General features: G+C 36.6%; 16 protein-coding genes. All 16 read left to right on the top strand.

Features of this window, described 5'->3' with window-relative positions; all coding sequences use genetic code 11:
- Positions 1–236 precede the first annotated feature (236 nt).
- The gene (pgsA, locus tag MKY78_RS20020) at positions 237–815 is read left to right on the top strand and encodes a CDP-diacylglycerol--glycerol-3-phosphate 3-phosphatidyltransferase (protein WP_339215198.1); all 579 of its coding nucleotides are present in this window, start codon (positions 237–239) and stop codon (positions 813–815) included.
- Positions 815–2,074: a competence/damage-inducible protein A gene (locus MKY78_RS20015; RefSeq protein ID WP_339215196.1), complete on the top strand. Its 1,260-nt coding sequence runs from the start codon at positions 815–817 to the stop codon at positions 2,072–2,074. The genes pgsA and MKY78_RS20015 overlap by 1 nt, the downstream gene beginning before the upstream one ends.
- Positions 2,075–2,236: 162 nt before the next feature.
- Positions 2,237–3,274 carry a recombinase RecA gene (recA, locus tag MKY78_RS20010; RefSeq protein ID WP_186868742.1) on the top strand — a complete coding sequence of 346 codons (1,038 nt, stop codon included), beginning with the start codon at positions 2,237–2,239 and terminating at the stop codon, positions 3,272–3,274.
- A 249-nt stretch (positions 3,275–3,523) separates the two neighbouring features.
- Entirely contained in the window at positions 3,524–5,134 is a 1,611-nt protein-coding gene (gene rny, locus MKY78_RS20005) for a ribonuclease Y (protein WP_186868743.1), read from the top strand.
- A gap of 131 nt (positions 5,135–5,265) precedes the next feature.
- A complete protein-coding gene (locus MKY78_RS20000) occupies positions 5,266–6,063 on the top strand; it encodes a TIGR00282 family metallophosphoesterase (RefSeq protein ID WP_339215193.1) in 798 nt (265 codons plus the stop codon).
- Positions 6,064–6,187: 124 nt separating this feature from the next.
- The gene (gene spoVS / locus MKY78_RS19995) at positions 6,188–6,448 is read left to right on the top strand and encodes a stage V sporulation protein SpoVS (RefSeq protein WP_010093295.1); all 261 of its coding nucleotides are present in this window, start codon (positions 6,188–6,190) and stop codon (positions 6,446–6,448) included.
- A gap of 281 nt (positions 6,449–6,729) precedes the next feature.
- Positions 6,730–8,307, top strand: a complete 1,578-nt coding sequence (gene miaB, locus MKY78_RS19990) for a tRNA (N6-isopentenyl adenosine(37)-C2)-methylthiotransferase MiaB (protein ID WP_339215189.1) — start codon at positions 6,730–6,732, stop codon at positions 8,305–8,307.
- Positions 8,308–8,736 carry a YlbF family regulator gene (locus MKY78_RS19985; RefSeq protein WP_211741469.1) on the top strand — a complete coding sequence of 143 codons (429 nt, stop codon included), beginning with the start codon at positions 8,308–8,310 and terminating at the stop codon, positions 8,734–8,736.
- Positions 8,737–8,785: 49 nt separating this feature from the next.
- The gene (locus tag MKY78_RS19980; protein WP_339215186.1) at positions 8,786–8,911 is read left to right on the top strand and encodes a hypothetical protein; all 126 of its coding nucleotides are present in this window, start codon (positions 8,786–8,788) and stop codon (positions 8,909–8,911) included.
- A gap of 221 nt (positions 8,912–9,132) precedes the next feature.
- Entirely contained in the window at positions 9,133–9,714 is a 582-nt protein-coding gene (locus tag MKY78_RS19975) for an outer spore coat protein CotE (RefSeq protein ID WP_339215184.1), read from the top strand.
- A gap of 116 nt (positions 9,715–9,830) precedes the next feature.
- Positions 9,831–12,416, top strand: coding sequence for a DNA mismatch repair protein MutS (gene mutS / locus MKY78_RS19970; protein ID WP_339215182.1), 2,586 nt, complete (start codon positions 9,831–9,833; stop codon positions 12,414–12,416).
- Positions 12,417–12,441: 25 nt separating this feature from the next.
- On the top strand, positions 12,442–14,292 hold the full coding sequence (gene mutL / locus MKY78_RS19965; RefSeq protein WP_339215180.1) for a DNA mismatch repair endonuclease MutL: 1,851 nt from the start codon (positions 12,442–12,444) through the stop codon (positions 14,290–14,292).
- A 118-nt stretch (positions 14,293–14,410) separates the two neighbouring features.
- Positions 14,411–14,860: a DNA starvation/stationary phase protection protein gene (locus tag MKY78_RS19960; RefSeq protein ID WP_339215178.1), complete on the top strand. Its 450-nt coding sequence runs from the start codon at positions 14,411–14,413 to the stop codon at positions 14,858–14,860.
- Positions 14,861–14,886: 26 nt separating this feature from the next.
- Positions 14,887–15,819 carry a tRNA (adenosine(37)-N6)-dimethylallyltransferase MiaA gene (gene miaA / locus MKY78_RS19955; protein WP_339215176.1) on the top strand — a complete coding sequence of 311 codons (933 nt, stop codon included), beginning with the start codon at positions 14,887–14,889 and terminating at the stop codon, positions 15,817–15,819.
- 43 nt (positions 15,820–15,862) lie between these two features.
- Entirely contained in the window at positions 15,863–16,087 is a 225-nt protein-coding gene (gene hfq, locus MKY78_RS19950; protein ID WP_186868752.1) for an RNA chaperone Hfq, read from the top strand.
- Between the two features lie 183 nt (positions 16,088–16,270).
- Positions 16,271–17,206 carry a stage V sporulation protein K gene (gene spoVK, locus MKY78_RS19945; RefSeq protein WP_339215171.1) on the top strand — a complete coding sequence of 312 codons (936 nt, stop codon included), beginning with the start codon at positions 16,271–16,273 and terminating at the stop codon, positions 17,204–17,206.
- Positions 17,207–17,266: the final 60 nt, after the last annotated feature.

Raw genomic sequence — 17,266 nt, 5'->3', positions numbered from 1 at the left:
AAACCGAACATAAAAGTTAGCGCATCAAACCCGCCCCGGAAATATACTACGCGTTCCGTGGGCGGCTGGTAAGCCTCCTCAGAGCTAAAGCTCTTCCGGAGTCTCACCGATGCCTTTCCTCCCACAGGAGTCTCCGTATATTTCCGGGGCTAATGTGGTGATTGTTCGTTTTTTATTACCTTTGTTTTAGTTTTGTCCCAGCCTCTTTATCCCTTTATTATGAAGGAGTATGAAAGATGAATATACCAAATCGAATTACCCTATCCAGAATTTTATTAATACCTATTTTTATTCTATTAATGAGCCTTCCTTTAAATTGGGGAGAATGGTCTATTGGTGATAATACTTTACCAGTATCCCATTTTATCGCTGCTTTACTTTTTATTATTGCTTCTGCAACGGACTGGATTGATGGTCATTATGCTAGAAAGCATAATCTAGTTACCAATTTAGGGAAATTTCTAGATCCTTTGGCAGATAAATTATTAGTTTCTGCCGCTTTAATCTTATTAGTTGAAATTGGAGCAGCACCTGCATGGGTAGTGATTATTATTATTAGTAGAGAGTTCGCTGTAACAGGACTTCGATTAGTTGCTGCTGGTGAAGGGATTGTTCTCGCGGCAGGGAAAATGGGAAAATTAAAAACCGCTACGCAAATGATTGCTATAGCAGCACTTTTATTACATAATTTCCCATTCTCTTTTGTTGGTTTTCCATTTGCTACAATCATGCTTTATGTGGCATTATTCTTTACCGTACTTTCTGGTTACGACTATTTTGCCAAAAATATTCATGTTATGAGGGATTCTAAATAATGAAGCAGATTAAAGCAGAAATTATTGCTGTTGGTACAGAACTTTTGTTAGGCCAAATAGCTAATACAAATGCACAATGGATTTCGGAAAAACTCGCTCTCCAAGGGATAAACGTCTATTATCATGGTGTTGTCGGAGATAATTTGACCAGAGTTAAAGATACGTTTGCTTTGGCTAACGACCGATCTGATGTGGTTATTGTTACGGGAGGGCTTGGTCCTACAGATGATGATTTAACCCGAGAAGCATTTCAATTAATGAGCGGTTTAACAATGGTAGAACATCCTGCTTCCATGGAGAAAATAGAGGCTGTTTTTGCTAAACAGAATAGTCAAATGACCCCAAATAATCGTAAACAAGCAAGGGTATTTAAGGATTCTCTAGTTTTTCATAATCCAGTTGGAATGGCACCAGGTATGCTCGTTCACTACAATGATACGATTTGGATTTTCTTGCCAGGTGTTCCTCGTGAGATGAAAGCGATTATGGTAGATGAGGTCTTACCCATTTTAAGAAAAGAATTGAATCTAACGGAAATCATTAAATCGTATGTTCTAAGATTTATTGGAATTGGAGAATCGAAACTTGAACATGAACTAAAAGAGATAATGGAGCAGCAACAAAACCCAACCATTGCACCATTAGCACAAAGTAATGGCATTGTACTACGATTAACAGCTAAAGCAGCCAGTGAAGATGAAGCTATCGCTATGTTAGAAGAAACAAAGGCAAACGTATTAGCTAAGGTTCATCCATTCTATGTCGGAATGAATGATGAAACGATTGAACAATCTATTATCAATCATTTAAAAGAGCTAAAACTAACCCTTGCCTCAGCAGAAAGTCTAACCGGTGGGAAGTTTATCGAGAAAATCATCTCCGTACCTGGTGCCTCTGAAGTCTGCAAAGGTTCGATTGTTTGCTATGACGAATCAGTAAAGCGAGATGTATTAGGGGTTTCGGAGGAAATTCTTACATCTTATGGGACGGTTAGTAGAGAATGTGCATTGGAAATGTCTAAAAATGTAGCTCAAAAGCTACATTCTAGTATTGGCATTAGTTTTACCGGAATTGCTGGTCCAAATGCTGTCGAAGGGAAACCAGTGGGGACAGTTTATGTTTCTGTGTTTGTGCAAGATAAAGTTCACCTTGTCGAGAAATTTGAATTGATAGGGGATAGAGCTGGTATACGCCATCGTGCTGTTATGAAAGGTTTTGAACTTATATTTAATCTATTAAAACAGAATTTACTCGATTAATATTTCAATAAAAATCGATTATAGGTCTATGGAAATGCCTGTAATCGATTTTTAAAAGGAAAATACCTTATAAAAAAAGGGGAACATTTATTCGTTTTTTTGCTTGGCAAAATGATAAAAACAATGTATGATAGAAATAGTTAATTTAAGGAGGTAGTTTCGTTGAGTGATAGAAAACAGGCCTTAGACATGGCTTTAAAGCAAATAGAAAAGCAGTTCGGTAAAGGTTCCGTCATGAAATTAGGAGAACAAGCGGGTCAGAAACTAGCGACCACCTCTAGTGGCTCTCTAGCATTGGATATCGCACTAGGTATAGGTGGATATCCGAAAGGAAGAATTATTGAAATATATGGACCAGAATCTTCTGGTAAGACAACCGTCGCTTTACATGCGATTGCCGAGGCACAAAAAGAAGGTGGACAAGCTGCATTTATTGATGCGGAGCATGCACTTGATCCAACATATGCAAGAGCACTAGGTGTTAATATAGATGAATTATTACTATCTCAACCGGATACAGGTGAGCAAGCATTAGAAATAGCGGAAGCATTAGTGCGTAGTGGAGCAGTAGATATTCTAGTAGTGGACTCAGTAGCTGCATTAGTTCCGAAAGCAGAAATTGAGGGAGAAATGGGAGATTCCCATATGGGACTACAAGCTAGACTGATGTCACAAGCTTTAAGAAAACTTTCTGGTGCGATCAATAAGTCGAAAACCACTGCCATTTTCATTAACCAAGTCCGTGAGAAAATCGGTGTTATGTTTGGTAATCCAGAAACTACTCCTGGTGGACGTGCCTTGAAATTCTATTCATCTGTTAGATTAGAAGTACGTCGTGCGGAAACATTGAAACAAGGTAATGATATGATTGGTAATAGAGCGAAAATAAAAGTTGTTAAAAACAAAGTAGCACCACCATTTAAAACAGCAGAAGTCGATATTATGTATGGTGAGGGTATTTCTATAGAAGGTGAAATACTTGATATCGGTTCCGATTTAGATGTTGTTCAGAAAAGTGGGGCTTGGTATGCTTACCAAGGTGAAAGGTTAGGGCAAGGTAGAGAGAATGCTAAAGTATTCTTAAAAGAAAATCAAGATATTATGGATGAAATTCATCAGGCTATTCGTGATCACTATCAACTAGATGGTGAAGTGGAACGAGAAGAAGGCGAGCCAGAACAAGAAACACTTGATGTTTAAGCAATTTGTTGACTGAAATTGTAAAAGGGTCTTTCACCTTTACCATATATGCTATTCTTTAATGCGTATATGTTGGGTGAATAGACCTTTTTTTGTATACTAATTATTGGAAAATATATTCACTTTATTTTTGTCGATTCCTTGACATTATTTTTCGGGACAGATAAAATTAAATTGTATAATTTTATATTTTTATTATACGATTTTAAATTATTCATTGAATATGGTACATGCCGACAATTTAAATGAATGAACCGAAACAATTTTATAGCAAGAGGAGGTGAAAACGTGGAAGATTTAAATCTACTCATCTCCATTTTGCTTGCCTTATTATTCCTTATAGTCGGTTTGTTTGTTGGTTATCTGATTCGTAAATCTATAGCAGAAGCTAAAATTTCCAGTGCGGAGAATTTAGCAAAGCAAATAGTTGAAGAAGCACATCGAAATGCAGATGCCGCTAAAAAAGAGGCGCTTCTTGAGGCGAAGGATGAGAATCATAAACTTCGTCAGCAGACAGAGCAAGAATTACGTGAACGTCGTTCTGAAGTACAAAAGCAAGAAAATCGCCTGATGCAAAGAGAAGAAAATCTGGATAGAAAAAGTGAAACATTGGATAAGCGTGAGTTGATGCTTGAAAAACGTGAACAATCGCTTACAGAAAAACAACAACAAATTGAAGAAATGGAAAGCAAAGTGGAAGCAATGTTACATGAGCAGCAAACGGAGCTTGAGCGCATTTCTGGATATACTACTGATCAGGCAAGAAGCATCATTTTAGAGCGACTTGAAAAGGAATTAGCACATGAATCAGCAATTATGGTTAAAGAATCTGAGAATCGTGCCAAAGAAGAAGCAGATAAGAAAGCAAAAAGCATCTTATCTTTAGCTTTACAACGCTGTGCTGCAGACCACGTTGCTGAGACTACTGTATCTGTTGTGAATCTTCCTAATGATGAAATGAAAGGTCGTATTATTGGTCGTGAAGGTCGAAACATTCGTACATTAGAAACGTTAACAGGAATCGATTTAATCATTGATGATACACCAGAAGCAGTCATTCTATCTGGTTTTGACCCGATTCGTAGAGAAACTGCTCGTATAGCTTTAGAAAAACTCGTACAGGACGGTAGAATTCACCCAGCGAGAATTGAAGAAATGGTGGATAAAGCTCGTCGTGAAGTGGATGAGTATATACGAGAAGTTGGGGAAGAAACAACATTTGAGGTTGGTGTACATGGTCTACATCCTGATCTAATTAAAATTCTCGGTCGCCTAAAATATCGTACAAGCTATGGTCAAAACGTATTGAAACATTCAACAGAAGTTGCATATTTATCAGGTTTACTTGCTGCTGAATTAGGTGAAGATGTAAGATTGGCAAGAAGAGCTGGATTACTTCATGATATCGGGAAAGCAATTGATCATGAAGTGGAAGGAAGCCACGTTGAAATTGGTAAAGAGCTTGCAACGAAATACAAAGAACACGAAGTTGTAATCAATGCGATTGCCTCTCACCATGGTGATGAAGAACCTACTTCTATCATTTCAGTACTAGTAGCAGCTGCTGATGCTTTATCTGCTGCACGACCAGGTGCTAGAAGTGAAACATTGGAAAATTATATTAAACGTCTAGAGAAGTTAGAAGAAATTTCTGAGTCGTTCGCAGGTGTTGAAAAATCATTTGCCATCCAAGCCGGAAGAGAGATTCGAATCATGGTGAAGCCGGATGAAATAGATGATATAGATTCTGCACGTATTGCAAGAGATATTCGTAAACGTATTGAAAGTGAGCTTGATTATCCAGGTCATATTAAAGTGACTGTAATTCGTGAAACGAGAGCAGTAGAATATGCTAAATAACCGGTAATGAAGTAAGTGGGGGATAATAGCCCCCACTTTTTATATGTCCTTTTTTCATTGGATTACTTTGACATTAGCTAAAGGATATGAAAAACTAATAACATATTGAAATGATAAGGATGATTATTACGATGAAGATTTTATTTATTGGAGATGTTTTTGGATCTCCTGGAAGAGATATGGTACAAGAATATTTACCTAGATTAAAAGACAAATATAAACCGCATGCCATCATTATAAATGGAGAAAACGCTGCTTCAGGTAAGGGAATTACCGAGAAAATTTATAAACAATTTATGGGACTTGGTGCACAAGTGATTACAATGGGGAACCATACTTGGGATAAGAAGGACATCTTTGAATTTATAGATGATGCGAAGAATTTAATTAGACCTGCTAATTTTCCAGAAGGAACCCCAGGAAAAGGGTTAACCTTTATTAACATAAATGGAATTGAAATTGCAGTTATGAATTTACAAGGGCGTACATTTTTACCTGCAATAGACGATCCATTTACAAAAGCAGATGAATTAATTGCGGAAGCTAAAAAAAGAACTAATCTAATCTTTTTAGACTTTCATGCTGAAGCTACAAGTGAAAAACAAGCGATGGGTTGGTATGTAGATGGCCGTGTAAGTGCAGTAGTTGGTACGCATACACATACACAAACAGCAGATAATCGCATTTTACCAGGTGGTACGGCATATATTACAGATGTAGGGATGACTGGACCTTATGATGGAATTCTAGGAGTTGAACGGGAGGCGGTACTGAAACGATTTTTAACCAGTTTACCTGTTCGATTTGAACCAGATACCAATGGGCGCAATCAATTAAATGGGGTATTAGTATCTATTAATGAGGAAAATGGAAAAGCAACTAAAATTGAGAGAATCATGATTAATGAAGATCATCCTTTCTTTTCATAGGACTTCAAGTAGTAGGGGTATTTGAATTTTTCGAATTGTTGATGCATAATGAGGTTATAAGCTAACGGTTAAGAGAATATAGTAGCAGTAGGAACTATAATAGGAAATGAAGGAGGTACTAGTATTGGAAATATTAAAGGTCTCAGCTAAATCAAACCCAAATTCAGTAGCGGGAGCACTTGCGAATGTATTACGCGAACGTGGCACAGCAGAAATTCAAGCTATAGGCGCTGGAGCACTTAACCAGGCCGTCAAAGCAGTTGCAATCGCTAGAGGATTTGTGGCCCCTAGTGGAGTGGATTTAATTTGTATTCCTGCCTTTACAGACATTATGATCGACAACGAGGAAAGAACAGCAATTAAATTAATTGTTGAACCAAGATAGCCTACTGAATACATAGTGTTACGCTAATATGCGTAGCACTTTTATTTTTGCTTGAAGCATTATATTGTCCAAGTATTTTATCTCGTTGTAAGAAAGTTGCTAGTCGGTACCTTTATCCGGTTTATATTAAGCACCAGCCGCCACTATTACAAGTGAAGAATAGATTAAATTTAATTGTGTCGTTTTCTCACAATTATTGTTAAATTCTTGGAAAGGCTTTATACTGTAATAATGAGTAATGATACATATTTTTTCCTGACCATTAGAAAGGAGATCGTCTGATGAATGAAAAACAACGACTAGAACAAGCGCAAATAAATCCAGTTCAATCTACTGAATTTAATTCAGAGCAAGATAATATGGAACGTTTAAAGAAAATGTCTAGTGATGATTTAATTGCCAAATATTTTCAAACTAGTTATCAACCACCTGATTTAAAGAAAGCTAGAAAGCGTCGTAGAGAAGAAGTACAATTTCATTATGACTTTAGTATTCCAGAAGATATGCAGGAAATCGGAAAAGGGAAGAAGTTTCTCATCCGTACATATGGTTGTCAAATGAATGAACATGATACGGAAGTCATGGCAGGTATTCTCACAGAAATGGGATATGAGTCCACTACAGAAACAAGTGAAGCAGATCTTATCTTACTCAATACCTGTGCTATACGCGAAAACGCGGAGAATAAGGTGTTTGGAGAAATCGGACACTTAAAGCCACTAAAGGTTGAGAAGCCGGATCTAATCCTAGGTGTTTGTGGGTGTATGTCTCAAGAAGAGTCTGTCGTTGATCGTATCATGAAGAAACATCAGCATATTGACTTAGTATTCGGTACACATAATATCCATCGTTTACCACATTTATTAAAAGAAGCAATGTTTGGAAAGGCCCAAGTGGTCGAAGTGTGGTCCAAAGAAGGGGACATTATTGAAAACCTTCCAAAGGTCCGAAATGGGAAGATTAAAGCATGGGTAAATATTATGTATGGCTGTGACAAGTTCTGTACTTACTGTATCGTTCCAATGACAAGAGGTAAGGAAAGAAGCCGTAGACCAGAAGATATTATACAGGAAATCCGTCAATTAGCTGCTCAAGGTTATCAAGAGATTACGTTGCTTGGCCAGAATGTTAATGCTTATGGTAAGGATTTTGAGGATATCGAGTATCGTTTCGGTGATTTAATGGATGATATCCATAAAATTGATATCCCACGTGTTCGTTTTACAACATCCCATCCTAGAGACTTTGATGATCATCTGATTGAAGTTCTAGCAAAAGGTGGAAACTTACTTGACCACATTCACCTACCAGTACAATCTGGTAGTAATGAAGTTTTAAAACGAATGAATCGTAAATATACACGTGAAGATTATCTTGAGTTAGTTCGCAAAATCCGTGAAGCTATTCCGAATGTAACATTAACAACTGATATTATAGTAGGATTCCCGAATGAAACGGAAGAACAATTTGAGGAAACGATGTCACTTGTAGAAGAAGTTGGGTTCGAGGCTGCGTATACGTTTATCTACTCTCCTCGTGAAGGTACACCTGCAGCTAAGAAGAAAGATGATGTGCCAGAAGAAGTAAAGAAGAAACGTCTTTATCGTTTAAATGAACTTGTCAACAAGCAATCTGCGGATTCCATGAAGTCGTATGAGAATAAAGTTGTCAAAGTACTAGTTGAAGGCGAAAGTAAAAAAGATCCTGACGTTCTGGCTGGATATACAGAGAAGAACAAACTAGTTAACTTCAAAGGACCAAAATCTGCAATTGGTAAAATTGTAGAGGTAAAAATAACCGAAGCAAAGACATGGTCATTGAACGGTGTAATGGTTGAAAATACAGTAGAGGTGAAATAAATGGCTGAATATACTCGTACACAAATATTAGAAGAAGCAAAAAAATTAGCCGATATGCTTGCTAATACAGAAGAAATTGATCGGTTTAAGCAAGTGGAAGCAAAGATCAATGAAAATAAAAAAGTTCAAAAATTGATCCAAAAAATTAAGACGTTACAGAAGCAAGCAGTTAACTTCCAAGCCTATGAAAAAAGAGAGGCGCTAAAACGTATAGAGGAAGAGATAGATCGTCTACAAGCAGAAATTGACGAAATTCCAATTGTACAGGAATTTAAAGAAACTCAAATCGTTGTCAATGACGTATTGCAGCTCGTGTCTAAAACGATCGCACGCGAAGTAACGAATAAAGTAATTGAATCAACTGGTGGAGATCCACTATCAGGGAAAACAGCTACAGGAGAAAAAAATAGTGTAGGTTGTGACCATTAAGCGGTCGCTCTTAAAGAAGTAAGCATGTAAATAGAAAAGAATAGCGGAAGTGGCTGGGATACAAGAGGATTTAGTTTTAATTCTTTTAGTTTTATTCTCAGCCACTTTTTCACTTTACGAAGACTTTGTAAAATCGTACTATAAGGAAATCATGATTAAACGTGTTAGTAGTTGAAAAATCATAATAGTGACCATTTACATAAATTAGGAATAAGTGAGAATTAAAGAGACTGCTATAAAGGCTCTTTTGCTTTCCCATTAACCTTAAAAGCCCTGCTGTGAAACGGTTATTGCCCATTTTGCGAAATTCCTTTTTACTCTTTCTTCATTCATTATGCACTTTAGGTATTTGTCTTGCATAAAATGACTATGAAAAAAGAGGAGGTTTACGTCATTATGAGTTTTCTAGATAAAGACTACCGAGAAATAATTACAAAAGCGGTTATCGGTAAGGGTAAAAAATTCACACAGGCAACTCATTCCGTTTCGCCATCACATAGACCTACAAGTATCCTTGGATGCTGGGTAATAAATCATCTATATAATGCAAAGAAAAAATCAGAGGATACCATTGAAGTTAACGGAAGCTATGAGATTAATATTTGGTATTCTTATAACGATAATACAAAAACAGAGGTAGTTACAGAGCGAGTAACATACTGTGACTATATCCCTCTAGGTGTTTTAGATGAGAATTGCATTAACGATGATTATGATGTGATTTGTAAAGTATTACAACAACCTAATTGCTTGGAGTGCAGAATTTCAAACCAAGGAAATAAAATTCTTGTAGACATTGAAAGAGAATTTTTGGTTCAAGTGCTAGGCGAAACAAAAGTATTTGTTAAAGTAAAACCTAAAGCTCACAAACATCAAGATGAAGAGGAAAGCTGGGATTACGCACTAACCGAGGATGAATTGAGTGATTTAAATCCAGACTTTCTAGAAAGTAGTTCAACTAGTAGAAGTAAAGATTAATCAACTTACGGGGATGTTCCTCGTAAGTTTTTTTTTGGTAAATTGAGCTATAAGTCCTTCTTTTCATTTTATGCTATAATAATAGAATAATATGTAGGCTTTTGGAGGATTTTGTAATGGCAAAATATACACCGATGATGGAACAATATTTAAAGATAAAAGCAGAATATAAAGATGCATTTCTATTTTTCCGCTTAGGCGATTTTTACGAAATGTTTTTTGATGATGCGATTCAGGCATCTAGAGAATTAGAAATTACGTTAACGAAACGTGATGGAGGAAAAGAAGATCCTATTCCAATGTGTGGTATACCATACCATGCAGCGGAAAACTATATAAAGAATCTTGTAGAAAAAGGGTATAAAGTAGCCATTTGTGAGCAGGTGGAGGATCCTAAGACCGCCAAAGGTGTGGTGAAGCGTGAAGTAGTACAACTGATTACACCAGGTACTGTAATGGAAAGTGCTATGTTAAATGAACGGAACAATAATTATATCGCCAGTTTATCCCATTTTCATGATGGATCATTTGTGATTGTATATTGTGATCTTTCCACTGGTGAGAGCCGCATTGCCCAGATTGCTTCTGATTTTGATCGTGTCATTCATGAGTTTTATAATCAACCGATTAAAGAGATTGTTATCTCTTCTGAACTCCCTGAGGAATTACAAAAGCAATTAACAGATCGGTTACACGTAACATTATCCTATCAAGATGAGGTTACATTCAATGGTGAGTATCGTGACATTTGTGAGAATCTAAATGATGAAAGATTAGTGAAAGCTTTTAGTAGGATATTAAATTACGTCCAACATACACAAAAAAGGTCACTAGATCATTTAAAGCAGGCAGAAGTACTAGAGCTTGATCACTTCCTTTCTCTGGATATGTTTTCGAAACGAAACCTAGAGCTGACAGAAACAATACTTCGCAAAGGAAGACACGGTAGTCTATTGTGGGTGTTAGATAAGACAGTCACTGCAATGGGTTCGCGTATGTTAAAAAAATGGCTAGAACGTCCACTACTAGATCGCATACAAATAGAGAAACGGTTAGAAGCGGTGGAAGGATTTTATCAGTCATTCATGGAGAGAGATGCACTACGAGATAGTTTGAAATCTGTCTATGATTTAGAGCGATTAGCTGGAAGGATTGCATTTGGTAATGTGAATGCAAGAGATCTTATACAATTAAAAAAATCGTTAAAACGGATTCCAGAGATAAAAGGACTACTTTCGACTATTGATAATAAAGAAATTAGTAGTTTAGCAACACTGCTAGAATATCCAGAGGACTTAGTTCATTTGCTAGAACAAAGTATTATGGAAGATCCACCTATTTCCATTAAAGAAGGATCCATTATTAAGGATGGTTACAACGAGCAGCTTGACACTTATCGTGACGCATCTAGAAACGGAAAGAAATGGATTGCAGAACTTGAGCAAAAGGAAAAGCAAGAAACCAATATTAAATCATTAAAGATTGGGTATAATCGGGTGTTTGGTTATTATATTGAAGTGACGAAGGCTAACTTACACCTGTTACCTGAAGGGAAATATGAGCGAAAGCAAACGTTAACGAATGCAGAGCGATTTATTACCCCTGAATTAAAAGAAAAAGAGCAGCTGATTTTAGAAGCAGAAGAAAAAAGTGTTGAATTAGAATACACATTATTTACAGAAATACGGGAGCAAATTAAAGCGCAAATTCCTAGAATTCAATTTTTGGCAGATGTTGTAAGTAAAATTGATGTTTTACAAGCTTTTGCTACTGTCAGTGAAGCTAATAATTATCATCGTCCTACGTTTTCGGAAAATAAGCTTCAAGTGAAAAATGGTAGACATCCTGTAATTGAACAGGTGATGAACGATGGAACATTTGTCCCGAATGACATCGTGTTAGATGATGAGAAGAGTATTCTATTAATCACCGGTCCGAATATGTCTGGTAAAAGCACGTATATGAGACAGCTAGCATTAATCGCTATTATGGGGCAAATTGGTTGTTTCGTACCATGTGATGAAGCGGAGTTGATGATTTTTGACCAAATCTTTACTCGGATTGGTGCTGCCGATGATCTTGTATCCGGACAAAGTACTTTCATGGTCGAAATGTTGGAGGCGAATCATGCCATTGAGCATGCAACAGAGCGGAGTCTAATCCTGTTAGATGAGATTGGACGAGGCACTAGTACGTATGATGGTATGGCCCTTGCCCAAGCTATTGTTGAATATATACATGATCATATTCATGCTAAGACTTTATTTTCTACGCATTATCATGAACTAACGGCACTAGAAGAAAATCTAGCTAGATTACGAAATATTCATGTACGTGCGGAAGAATATGAGGGAAATGTCGTCTTTTTACACCAAATAAAAGAAGGGGCAGCAGACAAAAGCTATGGAATTCATGTAGCTAAACTTGCAAACCTACCTGATAAATTAATCGGACGAGCGAGTGTTATTTTAGAGCAATTAGAAAGTCATGAGGTGAAGGAGAATATCCAAGAGTCCAATCAGCTTTCCTTATTCGAGGAGGAAGAAAAACCAGTGAAGGAGAAGATTACACCTTCTCAGGAAGATAGGAAACTAGTAGAGGCAATAAATCAAATCGATTTATTTGATATGACTCCGTTAGAGGCCATGAACGAATTACATCGCTTGCAAAAATTAGTGAAACAAAACATGATATCAAAGTAGTAATGAATAGAAAGGGTTCTTTCTAATGAAAATATTTCAAATGCCAGATTCACTAGCGAATAAAATAGCAGCAGGAGAGGTTGTGGAAAGACCGGCCTCTGTTGTCAAAGAATTAGTTGAAAATAGTATTGATGCTGGTAGTACCTGGATAAAAATAGAATTACATGAAGCAGGCTTAGAGCAAATTAAAATTACAGACGATGGTGAAGGGATGGTTGAAGAGGATGTGGAACGAGCTTTTCTTCGCCATGCAACGAGTAAAATAAGAAATGAATCCGACTTATTCCATGTTCATACGCTTGGATTTCGTGGGGAGGCGTTAGCGAGTATCGCGTCTGTAAGTAGATTAACGATTAGAACTTCTCAAGGGGATGCTGCTGGAACGTACTTATCCCTTGAAGGTGGCATCGTAACGGAGCGGGGGAAAAGTGATGCTAGAAAAGGTACGGAGATAACCGTGTCAGACCTATTCTATAATACACCTGCCCGTTTAAAATATATGAAGACTATTCACACGGAGCTTGGTCATATTACAGATCTATTAAATAGGCTAGCATTATCCCATCCAGAAGTTCGGTTTGAGGCAACACATAACGGGAAATCTTTATTTAAAACGCCTGGTACTGGAGATTTACTACAAGTAATCGCGCAAATATATGGAATGGGTGTCGCGAGGAAGATGTTACCTATTAAAGGGGAGACTTTAGATTTCAAGATTAGTGGGTTTATCGCTAAGCCAGAAATCACTCGTGCATCACGAAATTACATTTCTATTCTATTAAATGGTCGTTATATTAAAAGTATACCGTTGAATCAAGCGATAATTCGTGGATACCATACGCTGCTACCTATTGGGCGGTCGCCGATTGCAGTTCTAGCAATCGAAATGGATCCTTATTTAGTTGATGTTAATGTCCATCCAACGAAATTAGAGGCTCGTTTTAGTAAAGATAAAGAATTGTTTACACTAGTTGAGCAGCTGATACAAGATACATTTAGACAAACTAGACTAATTCCAGAGATTGAACAAAAACCGGTGGAAAAGCCTAGACCATCGATTCAACATACAATGGATTTTGATCGGTCTGCTATCCTTTTAAAGGAAACGATAGAACCTACGAGTAAATTGGATAATTATCCAGCGTACCAACCAGAAGTAAAACAAGAAAGTATGGTAGAACAGGATGGGAAGCACCATCATAATCAAGAAAAAGAAGAACGATTTGATTCTGAACCGGAAGAAGTAACTACACCGACTCCTGTAGTACAAGAAGAAGTCATTCCTTCTGAAGAGCGAGTTCCAACCATGTATCCAATTGGCCAGCTACATGGCACCTATATTCTTGCTCAAAATGAGAATGGATTTTATATGATTGACCAGCATGCTGCACAGGAGAGAATTAAATATGAATTCTTTAAGAAAAAGTTAGGAAACACAACCAATGAGGTTCAAGAACTGCTAATTCCATTAACATTCGAGTTTTCAAAGCAGGAGTCTATCTTTATTGAACATTACCGAGATGAATTAGAAAATGTTGGACTATTCTTCGAAGATTTTGGTAATCAAACGTATATTATTCGATCCTATCCAAACTGGTTTCCAAAGGGATTTGAAGAAGAGGTCATTCGCGAAATGATAGAGCAAATTATGGATGATGAACGAATTAATATAGAGTCGATACGGGAAGAAGCGGCCATTTTAATGTCATGCAAACGTTCCATCAAAGCGAATCATCACTTAAACCATGATGACATGTTTCGCTTGCTGGAAGATTTAAGAAAAACGACTGATCCATTTACATGCCCACATGGTCGGCCAATCATCATTCATTTTTCTACGTATGAGTTAGAAAAAATGTTTAAACGTGTGATGTAATAGGTATATTTCATCTGCACTTCGATAATGCTAGTAATAAAAGCCTAAGAATAAGGGATGATATGTCCAGTTTTAGAAGGGTACTGCTTTTTTTAGTAGCAAAAGAGGTGGAGTGCAGATGGAAAATCAAAAGCTGATAAATTTTTTAAATCAATTACTATCGAATCAATTTGTTATGTATGTAAAACTACATCGTTATCACTGGTTTGTTCAAGGAAGGCATTTTTTTCAACTACATGCATTGTTTGAAGAAATGTATGCCAAATTCGCAGAAGACCTTGATGAAGTAGCGGAGAGAATATTAATGATTGATGGTAAACCATTAGCAACAATGTCAAAATACTTAAAAGAAGCGACGTTAGTAGAAGCAAGCGCAGATGATAAAGAAGATGAAATACTCGATCAACTACATGACGATTACAAACAACTCATTGCAGAGATTAAAGAAGTCGGATTTAAGCTTGCAGACGAAAGAAATGACGAGCCTACAAAGGACTTATTAATTACGCTTCTAGGAAGCTATGAAAAATATGTTTGGATGCTATCTGCATATCGTGCATATAAATAATAGAATGAATTATTAGGGGAAGATGAATGAAACAAAAGGTTATAGCTATTGTTGGTCCTACTGCTGTAGGGAAAACAAACTTAAGCATTGAAGTTGCCAAAAAGTTTAATGGAGAAATTATTAGTGGTGATTCCATGCAAGTATATAGAGGCATGGATATTGGTACAGCAAAGATTAAGAAAGAGGAAATGCAAGGGATTCCGCACCATATGATTGATATAAAAGATCCTCACGAGAGCTTTTCGGTTGCGGATTTTCAATACTATGTTCAAAAATACATAAAGGAAATATCAGATCGAAACCACATTCCTATTATCGTTGGTGGAAGTGGTCTTTACATACAATCCGTGCTATATGATTACCACTTTTCTAAAGAAAAGCGAGATGATGCTTTAACGAAATCACTTGAAGCCGAAATGAACCAATATGGAATAGAGCCATTGTATGATCGATTAAAACAAGTTGATCCAACACAAGCAGAAAAAATACATCCTAATAATTATCGAAGAGTTATTCGGGCATTAGAAGTATATGAGAAAACGGGATTAACGATGACGGAATATCAATCACAACAACAAGAAGAAATGCCCTATGATTCGATGTTAATCGGCTTAGAAATGGAGCGTTCCTTGTTATATGAACGAATTAATCTGCGGATAGATGAGATGATTCGTGCGGGATTGTTAGAAGAGGTTCAACAACTAATCAATTGCGGATATGAGAATGCTTCATCGATGAAGGCGATTGGGTATAAAGAATTAATTCCGTATCTTAAAGGAGAGACGTCATTAGAGAGCTCCGTTGAATTACTAAAGCGTAATTCAAGAAGGTATGCTAAACGACAATATACATGGTTTAAAAACAAAATGGATGTTCATTGGTATCAAGTTACACCATTAACCGTAAGTGAAAAAGTTAATGAGATTTTACATGATTTAGCAGGATTTCTTAAAAGTTAAGTAGAAATATAATAGTATAGACAGAAAAGAGGAGGAAACTTAGGTGGCGCAATCAGTAAACATTCAAGACCAATATTTAAATCAATTAAGAAAAGAGCATATTTCCGTTACTGTATTTTTAACAAATGGTTTTCAGTTAAGAGGAATCGTCAAAGCGTTTGATAATTTTACTGTATTGTTAGAATCAGAAGGAAAGCAGCAGCTGATTTTTAAACATGCTATTTCCACTTTTGCACCAGCTAAAAATGTCAATCTTGATAAAGAATAAACAGGGTGTATCCTTCAAATAAAGTGTGGAGCACAATAGGTCTGTCCTTGACATTGCAACTTTCTCATTTGTTGTATCGTCTAGGACAGACCTTTATTCTGCTCTATGGTTTAGGGGCTTATAGGCATTTGTCACAACTTTATCCTTCTAGACGTATAATAACATGACTAAGGAGTGATAAAGTTGGCTACGCAAAAGATTCATCACAAAAATGGTAAAATTAATATTGTTTTACAAGATAATAAAGTTACTAAGATAGATAACAATAATCATGAGGAATATGTAGGCAAAGACCCTTTTGCTCATATTGATCAAGAACTTTCGTCATTTGTTGGATTAACGGATTTAAAACGTAAAATAAAAGAAATTTATGCCACGATCATCATAAATGAAAAACGAAGTCAAATGGGGCTTTCCAATACGAAGCAAGTGTTGCATATGCTTTTTAAGGGGAATCCAGGTACTGGTAAAACAACAGTCGCGAGAAAATTAGCTAACATATATTTTGATATGAATTTACTGTCAAAGGGTCATTTTATTGAAGCGGAGAGAGCGGATTTAGTTGGGGAATATATTGGTCAAACAGCTCAAAAGACCCGTGCTCTTATTCAAAAAGCGATTGGAGGAGTACTGTTCATCGATGAAGCGTACTCATTGGCCCGTGGTGGTGAAAGAGATTTTGGTAAGGAAGCGATTGACACACTTGTAAAGCATATGGAAGATAATGGGAATGATTTTGTCCTCATCCTAGCCGGATACCCTGATGAAATGGAACGATTTCTTACATTAAATCCGGGGCTAAAGTCGCGCTTTCCATTTATTCTTGAGTTTCCTGACTATGATGTGGATCAATTGATGGATATAACAAGACAAATGGCATCGGAAAGAGAATATCAATTATCTAAGGATGCGGAATGGAAGTTAAGAAATTTCCTCTATAAACAAAAAAACGATCCTAATCGTAACTTTTCCAATGCTCGTTTTATCCGTAATGTAGTGGAACACGCCATTCGTATGCAAGCTGTACGATTATTATACAAAGATAACATTTCGCCAGATGAACTTATTTTATTAACAGGCAATGATTTAAAGCTAGAAGACATTCAATCGATTTGGTAAGAAGTGTCATTTACAAGAGAAAACGAATCATAATAGGAGTTTAAGGAGAGTATGAGCACA

Source organism: Ornithinibacillus sp. FSL M8-0202 (assembly GCF_037975285.1).
GTDB classification, from domain to species: Bacteria; Bacillota; Bacilli; order Bacillales; family Amphibacillaceae; genus Ornithinibacillus; species Ornithinibacillus massiliensis.
This window is presented reverse-complemented; position numbering and strand designations above follow the sequence as displayed.

Excerpts from the sequence above, each read along its gene's own strand:
- pgsA (WP_339215198.1), top strand. The coding sequence starts at position 237 with ATGAATATACCAAATCGAATTACCCTATCCAGAATTTTATTAATACCT.
- rny (WP_186868743.1), top strand. The coding sequence starts at position 3,524 with ATGAACCGAAACAATTTTATAGCAAGAGGAGGTGAAAACGTGGAAGAT.
- miaB (WP_339215189.1), top strand. The coding sequence starts at position 6,730 with ATGAATGAAAAACAACGACTAGAACAAGCGCAAATAAATCCAGTTCAA.
- mutS (WP_339215182.1), top strand. The coding sequence starts at position 9,831 with ATGGCAAAATATACACCGATGATGGAACAATATTTAAAGATAAAAGCA.
- MKY78_RS19985 (WP_211741469.1), top strand. The coding sequence starts at position 8,308 with ATGGCTGAATATACTCGTACACAAATATTAGAAGAAGCAAAAAAATTA.
- mutL (WP_339215180.1), top strand. The coding sequence starts at position 12,442 with ATGAAAATATTTCAAATGCCAGATTCACTAGCGAATAAAATAGCAGCA.
- MKY78_RS19960 (WP_339215178.1), top strand. The coding sequence starts at position 14,411 with ATGGAAAATCAAAAGCTGATAAATTTTTTAAATCAATTACTATCGAAT.
- MKY78_RS20015 (WP_339215196.1), top strand. The coding sequence starts at position 815 with ATGAAGCAGATTAAAGCAGAAATTATTGCTGTTGGTACAGAACTTTTG.
- MKY78_RS20000 (WP_339215193.1), top strand. The coding sequence starts at position 5,266 with ATGAAGATTTTATTTATTGGAGATGTTTTTGGATCTCCTGGAAGAGAT.
- miaA (WP_339215176.1), top strand. The coding sequence starts at position 14,887 with ATGAAACAAAAGGTTATAGCTATTGTTGGTCCTACTGCTGTAGGGAAA.
- MKY78_RS19975 (WP_339215184.1), top strand. The coding sequence starts at position 9,133 with ATGAGTTTTCTAGATAAAGACTACCGAGAAATAATTACAAAAGCGGTT.